The 11,471-nt window shown below is 70.0% G+C and carries 14 protein-coding genes; 5 read left to right on the top strand and 9 right to left on the bottom strand.

The genetic code is table 11. The features are described 5' to 3' along the window. Positions 1-4: 4 nt before the first annotated feature. The 3 genes from EDD90_RS11935 (at position 5) to EDD90_RS11925 (ending at position 3,471) form a co-directional block, all read left to right on the top strand. Complete coding sequence (locus tag EDD90_RS11935; RefSeq protein WP_123972983.1) at positions 5-1,543, top strand: cytosine permease; 1,539 nt, start codon at positions 5-7, stop codon at positions 1,541-1,543. 70 nt (positions 1,544-1,613) lie between these two features. Further along, complete coding sequence (locus EDD90_RS11930; protein ID WP_123972982.1) at positions 1,614-2,015, top strand: nuclear transport factor 2 family protein; 402 nt, start codon at positions 1,614-1,616, stop codon at positions 2,013-2,015. 16 nt (positions 2,016-2,031) lie between these two features. Beyond that, positions 2,032-3,471, top strand: a complete 1,440-nt coding sequence (locus tag EDD90_RS11925; RefSeq protein WP_123972981.1) for a gamma-aminobutyraldehyde dehydrogenase — start codon at positions 2,032-2,034, stop codon at positions 3,469-3,471. 369 nt (positions 3,472-3,840) lie between these two features. On the opposite strand, the gene EDD90_RS11920 is transcribed toward EDD90_RS11925, so the two are convergent. From EDD90_RS11920 to EDD90_RS11890, 8 genes are all read right to left on the bottom strand, one after another. Then, positions 3,841-4,608: a polysaccharide deacetylase family protein gene (locus tag EDD90_RS11920; RefSeq protein ID WP_123972980.1), complete on the bottom strand. Its 768-nt coding sequence runs from the start codon at positions 4,606-4,608 to the stop codon at positions 3,841-3,843. Between the two features lie 44 nt (positions 4,609-4,652). Beyond that, complete coding sequence (locus tag EDD90_RS11915; RefSeq protein WP_123972979.1) at positions 4,653-5,792, bottom strand: acyltransferase; 1,140 nt, start codon at positions 5,790-5,792, stop codon at positions 4,653-4,655. Positions 5,793-5,805: 13 nt separating this feature from the next. Further along, on the bottom strand, positions 5,806-5,961 hold the full coding sequence (locus EDD90_RS55335) for a hypothetical protein (protein WP_185149050.1): 156 nt from the start codon (positions 5,959-5,961) through the stop codon (positions 5,806-5,808). 95 nt (positions 5,962-6,056) lie between these two features. Next, the gene (locus EDD90_RS11910; RefSeq protein WP_123972978.1) at positions 6,057-7,013 is read right to left on the bottom strand and encodes a transporter; all 957 of its coding nucleotides are present in this window, start codon (positions 7,011-7,013) and stop codon (positions 6,057-6,059) included. Next, positions 7,010-7,927: an ATP-binding cassette domain-containing protein gene (locus EDD90_RS11905; RefSeq protein ID WP_123972977.1), complete on the bottom strand. Its 918-nt coding sequence runs from the start codon at positions 7,925-7,927 to the stop codon at positions 7,010-7,012. The genes EDD90_RS11910 and EDD90_RS11905 overlap by 4 nt, the downstream gene beginning before the upstream one ends. Continuing rightward, positions 7,924-8,355: a GntR family transcriptional regulator gene (locus tag EDD90_RS11900; RefSeq protein ID WP_185149049.1), complete on the bottom strand. Its 432-nt coding sequence runs from the start codon at positions 8,353-8,355 to the stop codon at positions 7,924-7,926. Before EDD90_RS11900 ends, EDD90_RS11905 begins: the two co-directional genes overlap by 4 nt. Before the next feature lie 111 nt (positions 8,356-8,466). Further along, positions 8,467-8,622, bottom strand: a complete 156-nt coding sequence (locus EDD90_RS11895) for a hypothetical protein (protein WP_398928837.1) — start codon at positions 8,620-8,622, stop codon at positions 8,467-8,469. 85 nt (positions 8,623-8,707) lie between these two features. Continuing rightward, the gene (locus EDD90_RS11890; protein ID WP_123972976.1) at positions 8,708-9,058 is read right to left on the bottom strand and encodes a helix-turn-helix domain-containing protein; all 351 of its coding nucleotides are present in this window, start codon (positions 9,056-9,058) and stop codon (positions 8,708-8,710) included. 118 nt (positions 9,059-9,176) lie between these two features. Here EDD90_RS11890 and EDD90_RS11885 point away from each other — a divergent pair, with 118 nt between their 5' ends. After that, positions 9,177-9,896 (top strand): ANTAR domain-containing protein, encoded by a 720-nt coding sequence (locus tag EDD90_RS11885; protein WP_123972975.1) that lies wholly within the window; start codon positions 9,177-9,179, stop codon positions 9,894-9,896. A gap of 194 nt (positions 9,897-10,090) precedes the next feature. Here EDD90_RS11885 and EDD90_RS55330 read toward each other — a convergent pair whose 3' ends face one another. Further along, positions 10,091-10,246, bottom strand: coding sequence for a DUF6131 family protein (locus EDD90_RS55330; RefSeq protein WP_185149048.1), 156 nt, complete (start codon positions 10,244-10,246; stop codon positions 10,091-10,093). A 666-nt stretch (positions 10,247-10,912) separates the two neighbouring features. Here EDD90_RS55330 and EDD90_RS11880 point away from each other — a divergent pair. Then, the gene (locus EDD90_RS11880) at positions 10,913-11,455 is read left to right on the top strand and encodes a hypothetical protein (RefSeq protein ID WP_260327818.1); all 543 of its coding nucleotides are present in this window, start codon (positions 10,913-10,915) and stop codon (positions 11,453-11,455) included. Positions 11,456-11,471: the final 16 nt, after the last annotated feature.

Below are 11,471 nucleotides of genomic sequence, written 5' to 3'. Positions count from 1 at the left end.
GCCCGTGACGACCTCGATCACCGAAATCGAGACCTACGGTGTCGAGCGGATCCCGGACGAGGACCGCACGGCCCGACCGATCGATCTGTTCCGGCTCGCCTTCGGCGGTGCCAACACGTTCGCGACCTGTGTGCTGGGCGCCTTCCCGATCCTCTTCGGCCTCTCCTTCTGGCAGGGGCTCGCGGCCACCGTCCTCGGCCTGGTCGCGGGCGCGCTGCTGCTGGCCCCGATGGCGCTGTTCGGCCCCACCAACGGCACGAACAACGCCGTCTCCTCCTCCGCGCACCTGGGCGTGCACGGCAGGGTCGTCGGCTCCTTCCTCTCCCTGCTCACCGCCGTCGCGTTCTTCTCGATCTCGGTCTGGTCCTCGGGCGACGCGCTCGTCGGCGGCGCGCACCGGCTCGCCCACGTGCCCGAGTCGAACGTCAGCTACGGCATCGCCTACGCGATCTTCGCCGTGCTCGTCCTGGCCGTCTGCATCTACGGCTTCCGGTTCATGCTGCTGGTCAACAAGATCGCGGTGCTCGCGGCGTCGGCCCTCTTCGTGCTCGGCGCCTTCGCGTTCGCGGGCGCCTTCGACCCCGGCTACGCGGGCACCTTCTCCTCCACCTCCGCGCCCCTGTTCTGGCCGTCGTTCATCGGCTCCGCGCTGATCGTGCTGTCCAACCCGGTCTCCTTCGGCGCCTTCCTCGGCGACTGGTCCCGCTACATCCCGGCCGGAGCCCCGCGCCGCCGGGTGATGGGCGCCGCGTTCCTTGCCCAGATCGCCACCCTGCTGCCGTTCCTCTTCGGCCTGGGCACCGCGTCGATCATCGCGGAGAAGGCCGCGAAGTACGTCGACCCGGCCGCCCCCAACTACGTCGGCGGGCTGCTCGCGATCTCGCCCGGCTGGTACTTCCTGCCGCTCTGCCTGATCGCCCTGATCGGCGGCCTCTCCACCGGCACGACGTCCCTGTACGGCACCGGTCTCGACTTCTCCAGCGTCTTCACGCGCTTCAGCCGCGTCCAGGCCACCTTCTTCATCGGCGCCCTGTCCATCGCCTTCATCTTCGTCGGCCGTTTCGCTCTCAACCTCGCGCAGTCCATCTCCACCTTCGCCACGCTGATCATCACCTGCACGGCACCGTGGATGATCGTCATGACGCTCGGCTACGTCACCCGGCGCGGCTGGTACGACGCGGATGCGCTGCAGGTCTTCAATCGCCGCCAGCGCGGTGGCCGCTACTGGTTCACGCACGGCTGGAACTGGCGCGGCATGTCCACCTGGCTCGTCTCCGCCGTCGTGGCGCTCCTCTTCACCAACCTGCCCGGCCAGTTCGTCGGCCCGCTGGGCAACCTCGCGGGCGGCACGGACATCTCGCTGCCGGTCGGCCTCGGCCTCGCGGTCGTGCTCTACCTGGCCCTGCTCACCGTGTTCCCCGAGCCGCGCGCGGTGTACGGACCGGCCGGCCCCCGCTTCGTCCGGGCGTCGGACGCCCCGGTGCCGCCGATCACCGGCGGCACACCGCAGGAGACCGTCACCGAGCCCGCCGCGGCCCACTGACCTCTCCCCGCCCCCTCGTAAGAGAAAGCCGGGCGTTCCTCCGGTGAACGCCCGTGACCAGGAGCTGCGCATGAGCACCACCACCGTCCAGGAAGTCAGGGCCGCCGCGGCCGAACTCGTCGCCGCCTTCGCGGAGGGCCGCCTCGACGACTACTTCGGCGCCTTCGCCGCCGACGCGACCTTCGTCTTCCACACCACCCCGCAGCGGCTCGGCTCCACGGCCGAGTACCGCGCGCTCTGGCAGCAGTGGGCGGAGCAGGACGGCTTCCGCATCCTCGGCTGTACCTCGTCCGCACAGTTGATCCAGCCCTTCGGCGACACCGCCGTCTTCAGCCACGACGTGGAGACGACGATCGCCACCCACGCCGGCGAGGAGACGCTCCAGGAGCGGGAGACCATCGTCTTCACCCGCACCGACGGCGGCGGCTGGACGGCCGTCCATGAGCACCTGTCCGCCCGTCCCACCGCCTGACCAGGAGAGACGTTCCATGAGCACCACGTTCCGCAACTACATCGACGGGGTGTTCGTCGATGCCTCGGACGGCCGCACGCTCGATGTGGTGGACCCCACCACCGGTGACGTCTACGCGACCTCCCCGCTCTCCGGGGCGGCGGACGTCGACGCGGCGATGGCGGCCGCGGCCGAGGCGTTCCCCGTCTGGCGCGACACCACGCCGTCCGTACGCCAGCTCGCGCTGCTGAAGATCGCCGACGCGATGGAGGCACGGGCCGACGAACTGGTCGCCACGGAGAGCCGGGACACCGGCAAGCCGCTCCATCTCACCCGCAGCGAGGAAGTCGCCCCCGCCATCGACCAGGTCCGCTTCTTCGCGGGCGCGGCCCGGATGCTGGAGGGCCGCTCGGCCGGCGAGTACATGGAGGGGATGACCTCGATCGTCCGCCGTGAGCCGGTCGGTGTCTGCGCGCAGGTCGCGCCGTGGAACTACCCCCTGCTGATGGCGGTGTGGAAGTTCGCCCCGGCGCTGGCGGCGGGCAACGCGGTCGTCCTCAAGCCCTCGGACACCACCCCGGCCTCCACGGTGCTGCTGGCCGAGATCATCGGCGGTGTCCTGGCGGAGCTGGCACTGCCCGCCGGCATCTTCAACGTGGTCTGCGGCGACCGTGACACCGGCCGGCTGATGGTGGAGCACCCGACCCCCGCGATGGCCTCCATCACCGGCTCGGTGCGCGCCGGCATCCAGGTCGCCCAGAGCGCGGCCAAGGACGTCAAGCGGGTCCACCTGGAGCTCGGCGGCAAGGCCCCGGCGGTGATCTTCGAGGACGCCGACCTGGAGAAGGCGGTCCAGGACCTGATCGTCGGCGGCTTCTTCAACGCCGGCCAGGACTGCACGGCCGCGACCCGCGTCCTGGTCCACGAGTCGGTCCACGACGAGTTCGTCGCCGCCTTCGCCAAGGCCGCGGCCGACACCAGGACCGGGCAGCCGGACGACGAGGACGTGCTGTACGGCCCCCTGAACAACGCGGGCCAGCTCGCCCAGGTCAGCGGCTTCGTCGAGCGCCTCCCCGAGCACGCCACGGTCCGGGCGGGCGGCCACCGGGTCGGCGAGAAGGGCTACTTCTACGCCCCGACCGTCATCTCCGGCCTCCGCCAGGACGACGAGATCGTCCAGAACGAGGTCTTCGGTCCGGTCGTCACCGTCCAGTCCTTCACGGACGAGGCCGAGGCCGTGCGGTACGCCAACGGCGTCGACTACGCGCTGGCCTCCTCGGTGTGGACCAGGGACCACGCGCGGGCGATGCGGATGTCGAAGAACCTCGACTTCGGCTGTGTGTGGATCAACACCCACATGGCACTCGTCGCCGAGATGCCGCACGGCGGGTTCAAGCAGTCCGGCTACGGCAAGGACCTCTCCGCGTACGGCTTCGAGGACTACACCCGGATCAAGCACGTCATGACGTCGCTCTGAGACACGGGTCCGTGGGGGCTGATCGGTCTGGCCGGCCAGGAAGTCCGTGAAGCAGCTCGTCGTCTCCCCGGTGGACCAGGGCTCCGCGGCACCGGCAGCGGAGCCGCCGGCGCCCGCGGAGGCGTCGGAAAGGGCTGAGACGCTCAGATCACCGTGGCCGGCGCCGGTGACCACCACGCGCCTGGCGTCGACGCCCTTGCCCTTGAGCGCGTTGAACGGGTTCAGGGTCTGGCGGGGGGAGACCCGTTCGCCCGGCACGCGGCGCATGGTGTCACCCCGGCCTTCCGCCCACCGATGACAACGCCCGCTACCGGAGGCCGAGGGCCGGGGCCAGGGACGCCCTGCGCGGTCCAAGCCGCCGCTGCCCCCTCAGGGCCGGTAGACCATGCCCGGCTGTGGTGTGGCGGGGGCGAGCAGCTGTGACACCGTGACGATGGTGTAGCCGCGCTGTTCGAGGGCCGTGATGATTCCCGGGACGGCGGGCACGGTCCCCTTGTGCAGGTCGTGCAGCAGGATGATGCCGTCGCGGTGGGTCTGGTCGAGCACCCGCTGGGTGATCAGAGCCGAGTCGGTCGTCTCGTAGTCCTTGGCCGTGACGCTCCACAGCACCTGAGCCAGCCCCAACTCCTTGCACACCTTGGCCACTTTGCGGTTGGTGCGGCCCTCCGGGGGACGCATCAGGACGGGCCTGGTGCCGGTGATCCGCTCGATGGCGTCCTGCGTCCGGGTCAGTTCCGCACGGGCGTCGGCCTCGTCGAGATCCGTCAACCTGGGGTGAGTCCAGGTGTGGTTGCCGATCTCCTGCCCCTCGGCCGCGATGCGGCGCAGGATGTCGGGGTACTTCGAGATATGGCCTCTGCCCTGCACGAAGAACGTGGCGTGCAGACCGTCCTGCTTGAGGATGTCCAGCAGCTTGGGGGTCGTCGGACTCGGGCCCCCGTCGAAGCTGAGGGCGACGCACTTCGCCTTGCGGCAGTCGACGCTGCCGGCCACCGATCCCGACGCCGCGGCACGGGCGGCGCGCGGCGAGGTGTGGTCGTAGGTCGTGACCGTCAGGGCCAGCGTGAGCGCGACGGCCAGGGCCGCGGCCACCGCTGTCGCGGCGGCGATGAGTATGCGGGAGCGTCTTGTGCGCATGGTGAAGGGCACGTGCGACCTTTCTCCGGACGGAGTTTCGAGGGCTATCGGGTGCGGGTGAGAGCCGGCTGCGCCGCCACGTCCCGCACCCGCATGTCGAGCGTCAGGCGATGCCTCAGCAGGTGTCCGAGCCGACGTTCCACCGTTCTGTGGATGACCAGGGACAGCCCCAGCATGCAGACGACGGACACCGCCATCCAAGGCAGCGGCCCCGGTCCGGGAAAGGCCCGGATCAAGCCCTTGGCCAAGGGAATTCCGATGCTTTGGTGGACGAGGTAGAAGGGGTAGGTGAGTTCCCCCGCGATGACCGGCCAGCGCCAGCGCAGCCTCGTCAGCGGTCCCCCGGCACCGGCCAGCGCCAGCAGCCCGAGACAGACCGTGAGTACGGCCGCGCACACGGCCCAGGAGGGCGGGCTCTCGCCGGGGGGTACGGCGGCGTGGTCGGCCACCCGGCGTCCGAGCGCGGTGAGTTCGTAGCACCAGGCGAAACCCAGCAGCAGCCACAGCAGCAGGCTCTGTCCGAATCTGCGCATGAGGTAGAGGACGATTCCGGCGACGAACAGGCCGGTGTACCGGGGCAGTACGAGTTCGTCGAGCAGGGGCGAGTGCAGTTCGAGTGCGATGACGCCGGCCAGCAGCCAGCCTCCGCAGAAGATCACCACCCGCCGGTACGACAGCCCGAAGACCAGCAGCACGGCCATCAGCAGGTAGAACCGGGCCTCCACCCAGAGCGTCCAGCCGACTCGGTCGACCAGTTCGACTCCCAGCGGGCCCGGGGCCATCGTGAGGTTTCCCAGGACGGTACGGGGGTCGATGCGGGTGGCGGCCGGCCACTGGCCGATCCGTGAGACCAGGACGAGCGCGACGACGAGAAGGACGGCGCACCAGTAGGCGGGGAAGAGCCGTGCGATACGGGAGACGGTGAACTGTGCGGGAGTCCGCCCCCAGCAGCTCATGCAGATGACGAAGCCGCTGATGGCGAAGAAGAACTCCACGCCGAGCCAGCCGTAGCGGCTGATCTCGTGCAGGAACGGGGCGAGGTCCCGGAGCTCGGTCCGGCCCCAGAAGTGCGGGGTGGGCGTCCCGAGGAAGTGGTAGGCGGCCACCATGACCGCTGCCACCAGGCGGAGCCCGTCCATCGCGACCAGGCGCTCCGGCCCGGTCCGCGGTCGGCGAGACGGCATGTCGTGGCCCGTCTCAGGCGGTGGGCAGAGGGGAACGGCGGACACGTATCCCCGACCGGCCGTGCGGGCCCTTCTCCCGGCCTTCGGCGCGGTCGGCGGGGGTGCCGGGTGGGATGTCGATGCCGTGGTGGGTGCGTGGTTTCTTCGGTGACGTGGCGTCGGCGGGCATGGCGGAGCGACCTCCGTGCAGCAGTGGTAGCCGGGGGATCCCGGTGAGGGGAAAACAACGAGGAGGGGGCCGATGGCCCGTTGCGGCTGCCGCGGTCAGACGCGGCGGCGCAGGAGCAGCACGGTGACGACCGTGAGCAGTGCGGCGAGGCCGCCGAGGACGGCGGTGTCGGTCCACTGGAAGGTCCAGTAGTCACTCGCCGGGTTGGCCTCGTAGAAGCGGGCCACGTACCCGTGCGCCGCCATGCACTCCTTGAGCTGGGTGCCGGACGGGTAGGCGCAGTTGAATACGGAGTCGTGGCGGCCGGAGGCGGTGATCAGACCGTAGGTGCCGGTCGACCACTTCTCGCCCATCGGCGATTTGGGAATGCTGCCGGCGCTGACGTAGACGTGCGGCGGGACCAGCAGCCGGGCCCGGTGCGTCCACTCCAGCAGGAGTGTCATCACCCCCGTCACCAGCAGGGTCAGGCCCATCGCCGCCAGCACCCGGCGGGCCAGCAGGCCCAGCAGGGTGCCGGCCGCCAGGCCGAACAGGGCGGCCGCAACGACGCGGGGGCCCGAGCCGCTCAGGGCCGTGTCGTCGTACCAGAACAGGCCGTAGCTCCGGTCGGCGGCCGGTCTCCACCACCAGGCGAACACCCCCGCCAGCAGGCCGGAGAGGGCGGTCGTGACCGCCGCGGCCAGGGCGAACCGGGTCGCGAACCACTGACCGCGGCTCACGCCCTGGGCGAGAACCATACGGTGCGTGCCCAGTTCCCGGTCGCGGCCCAGCAGCGGCGCGCCCCAGAAGACGCCGATGACGACGGGCAGGGCGATGTTCAGCGCCCCGAGGTATTTCAGCGGTGCGATCTCAAGCAGCAGGGGCAGGCCGGTGTAGGGCCGTGTGCAGTACAGCGGCCCGGTGGCGCAGTGGTCGAACAGTCCGCTGTGCAGGGCGTCCAGCATGCCCGAGCGGTAGTACGCGGCGATCGCCGCGGCGACGACGAGGACGGCCACGGCGATGCCGGCCGACGCGCGTTGCTGCCGCCATGCGAGCCAGAGGGAGCCCTTCACGCCGCCGCCTCCGTCCGCTCGACGCGGGTGGTGGCGGGCTGCCCCGGCTCACCGGCCTGGAGGTAGCCGATCAGGACGTCTTCCAGACCGGGCCGTTCGACGTGCCAGTCGCCGCGCAGCGGTCCGCGCTGCCGTATGAGGGCGGTCAGCTGTCTGCCGCTGGTACGGCTCCGTACGACCGTGTGCTGTCCGGCCAGGGTGTCGGCCTGGTCGGCGGGGCCGGTCAGCAGGGCATGGCTTTCGCGCAACACCTCGGCGTCCTCGCTCAGTTCGACGCGGCCGTCGCGCAGCACCAGCACCCAGTCGCAGGTCTCCTCGAGTTCGGGCAGGACGTGCGAGGACAGCACGATGTTCATGGCGCGCTCGGCGGCCTCGGCCATCAGTTCCGCCATGATCTCGCTTCGTGCCACGGGGTCGAGGTCGGCCAACGGCTCGTCGAGAAGTAGGAGTTCGGGCCGCTTGCCCAGCGCCAGGGCGAGCGCGACGCGGGTGCGCCGGCCGGGGGACAGTTCGCCGACGCGGACGTGGAGTGGGATGCCGCCCTCGCGGACGATCCGCTCGGCGGTCGTCCTGTCCCAGGAGGAGTTCAGCTTCTCGCCCATCAGCAGGGTGTCTGCCACGGTGAAGCGGGGGTAGAGCGGCTTGTCCTGGGTGAGCAGCGCGACCCGGGCGCGGGCCTCGGGCGTGCCGGGTACGGTGCCCAGCACCCGGAGTTCCCCGGAGCCGGGCCGCAGCAGGCCGCCGGCCAGGTGCAACAGGGTGCTCTTGCCGGCGCCGTTGCGTCCGACGAGGGCGGTGATACGACCGCTGGGCACGGTGAACCCGCAGTCCCGCAGGGCCCGGCCGCCCCGCCTGCGGTACTGGAAGCCCAGTCCCGTGGCGCACAGCGCGGCCGACGCGTCAGGCCCGGTCATGCATCCTCCTTCTTCCGGTCCCGGTCGCCCGGGGTTCCGCTGTCGTGCTCGTCGCCGTGGGCGTCCAGGGCCGCGGTGACCAGGGCGAGGACATCGGCCCGCTCCAGGCCCGCGGCCCGGGCGCGGGCCACCCAGTCGGTGATCTCCCGGCGCAACGGGGAGTCGTCCTCCGAGCCGGGCCGGGCGAGCGACCGCGTGACGAAGGTCCCGAGGCCACGGCGCAGTTCGACCAGACCGGTCTGCTCCATGTCTCGATAGGCCCGCAGCACGGTGTTGGGGTTGATGGCGGTCGCCGCCACCACCTCCCTCGCCGTGGGGAGCTTGTCCCCGACCCGCAGGGTGCCCATCCGGAGCGCCCGTTCGGTCTGCTCGACGATCTGCACATAGGCCGGTACGCCGCTGCCGCGGTCGATCCGGTAGTCGATCACGTCGCCTTCCTCGGCTCCACCATGCTTGTGTTAATGAATTAATGGAAGCATGGTGGAAGCCCGGCGACGATGTCAAACGCGGAGGGGAAGAAGGAACTCGGATCGAGCGTGTCAGGAGTGCGTGCTATGGCGCGCGCCGCCGTACTCGACGTCGGTGACGTGCTCCAGCCAGTCGACGTCGTCCGTCTCCCACAGGGCGATATGGGTCATGAAGTGGTCGGGTGCGGCGCCGTGCCAGTGCTCCTCGCCCGGCGGAGTCCAGACCACGTCACCCGGACGCGCTTCGAGGATCTCTCCGCCGCGGGACTGGATCAGGGCGATGCCGTCGACGACGTAGAGGGTCTGCCCGGGCTCAGGAGTCGGTTCGGGCCTGCTCGACCATGCCCTGGCGTTCGACCTCGTCCCTGACCAGCATCGACAGCAGAGAGGCCACGGTGAGCCCGGCCTCGGCCGGATGGCGCAGGACCTTGCTCGGGTCGATCCGGTAGTGGTTGGTGCGGCCGCTGCGGGTGTGGGAGAGATAGCCGTCCTGTTCGAGGTCCGCGATGATCTTCTGGACGGCGCGTTCGGTGAGCCGGCAGCGGGCCGCGATGTCCCGGATCCGCGCGCTGTGGTTGTCGGCGATGCTCGCCAGGACGCGCGCGTGATTGGTGACGAACGTCCATCCCGTATGCGGCTCGGGCACTCCATCGACTCCCAGCATGACCAAATCCTACGGCTGTTTGTTCACGCAGACAAAAACAGGAAATTCTATTCACGTATGCCTTGACGCATTAGGCGGGACGTAAGAGGCTGGTGAAGGAGACGTGGAGGAGGCGATGATGACCGAACCGTCCTACGACGCACCGGGTGCGGGTGAAGGCGCGGTCGTACGCGCTGCGTCGCTCCCCCCGGCCACCGTCCTGCTGGTGCGGGCGGGACCGGACGACGCCCGGGTGTCGGTCACGCTGAGCGGGGAGCTCTGTCTCGACGACAGCCAGAAACTGCGACACTCCTTGACCCACGCCCTCACCAGGTCGGCCGAGGGAATCGACCTGGACCTGGGGGGCACGACGTTCGCGGACTGCTCCGCGCTCAACGTCCTGCTGGCCGTTCGCCGCCAGGCGGTGCAGGACGGCAAGACGGTCACCGTCACCACCGCAAGCCCGGTCGTCGAACGCCTGCTGACCGTCACGGACACCTACGACCTCTTCCTGCCTGAACACGATGACGACGGGCTGCTGCAGGTCGAGCTCGTACAGCTGCGGCGTGCGATGCGGACCAGGCCGGACATAGACCTCGCCCGCGGCATACTCATGGCGTCCTTCGGCCTGAACCCCGACGAGGCATGGGAGGCGCTGGTCACGGCCTCCCAGAACACCAACACCAAGCTGCACCGTCTGGCCCGGGACGTGGTCGCCACCGTGGTGCAGGGGGCGTCGCTGCCCGGTCAGGTCCAGCGGCAGCTCACCATGGCCGTCGCCCGGGCCCGGAACACCGACGGTGACCCGATGAGGCGGCCGCCGCGACAGACGGTGTGCTCGGGGCGGGAGCGTGCATAGGCGCCACCTCGGCCCTCGCCCCTGACGATGTTCCGCTCGGCGTTCCGCTCGGCCGCTCGCGTGCGCGGTCACGGCGCTTCATCTTCTCTCTGCGCGTTGCCTGTTCACCGGGTTGCCCGGCTCGGCATGCGCAAACGTTGCCGTGCCCGGTGGACCAGCCGGTCCACCGGGCGTCCGGCGCCGGTCGGTCCGGGCTACCAGTAGTGGCGTCGGCCGGCGACGGCGTGGCCGAGCGAGCCGAGCAGGAACAGGACGAGCCCGATCACGAGCAGGATGACCCCGATCGTCCACAGGAGGCCGATGTTGAAGACGATTCCGAGGATGAGGAGGATGATGCCCAGGGCGATCATTGCCTTCTCCTCTCTCTCCGGCCGCAGTGTCGGCCGCTGGTGGTGAGATGACGGTGGCCCGCAGGCGGTTGAAGAACGAGCGGTCTTCGAGCCCCTTCTCCGGGCCGAACCGCTCGCGCAGGGCCCTGCGTCGCCGGAAGTGTGCCGGTGGATATCGGATCGACCTCCTTTCCGACGAGGCGATGTCTTTGCGGGTACCCCTTCTGCTTCGAATATTCCGAGGCGCGGAAAGAGTCCGGGCGACGGCAGCGAAGCACGCCGAAAAGACCCGTCGAAAAAACGCGACGAAAGGAGGCGTCGTGCTGGAGTGTGCCGCATGACCGGCTCGTCCAGCTGCCCTGCTTCCGCCGGGCGATGGCCGCATCACGGCATTCAGCTCGTCCGGGGTGCACGACTCCCGGCTGAAAGGGCTCCCACGGGACAGTGCACGCTTCCGCAAGGACGCGGCCGTCCCGGTCGGCGGAGTCGTCGATGAGCGCCTCGTGTTGCTCGATCAGTTCGTTGAGCCCTTCGCACACGCCCCTCGGCTCGGCTCCCGCCAAGGTGAGCGGCTCCGTGCTGGGGGCCTTTTGCGCTGCGATGGACTGCTCCGCCACGTACAACCTTCCGGAAGGTCGACGGTCTAAACAGACACACACCTACGCGAACTACTACTGGGGGGTAGTCATGCGACGTATAGGTACTGCACTGGCCGCGATGATGCTGGCGGGCGGCGGCCTGTTGGCCGGCACGGTTCCGGCGGTGGCGGCCGTGCCGACGGCCGTGGACTGCGCCGTGACGTGGGGGAGCCTGGACAAGACCGGTGACTCTGTCGCCTCCAGGCGACTGACCGACGTGCGGACCGGACAGCACGAGTGCTTCGACCGTCTGGTCTTCGACGCCCAGGGCGCGGCGGCCGACCCGATCGGCTACACCGTCCGGTACGTCGACGTACTGCACCAGGACCCGTCCGACGTCGTGGTCCCGATCAAGGGCGGAGCCATTCTGGAGATCTCGCTGTTCTCCCCGCGCTACGACCCGGCAACGGGACAGCCCTACCCGCCGCTTCCGTCCGTCGACGTCACCGGGTACCGCACGTTCCGGGAGTTCAAGGTCACGGGTGGCTCCGAGGGATACACCCAGGCCGGACTGGGTGTCCGCGCCCGGCTGCCGTTCCGGGTCTTCCAGACGGCCAACCATCTCGTGGTGGACGTGGCCCACACCTGGTGAGGCAGACGTTCGTCCG

This window comes from Streptomyces sp. Ag109_O5-1, assembly GCF_003814875.1.
GTDB classification, from domain to species: domain Bacteria; phylum Actinomycetota; class Actinomycetes; order Streptomycetales; family Streptomycetaceae; genus Streptomyces; species Streptomyces sasae.
This window is presented reverse-complemented; position numbering and strand designations above follow the sequence as displayed.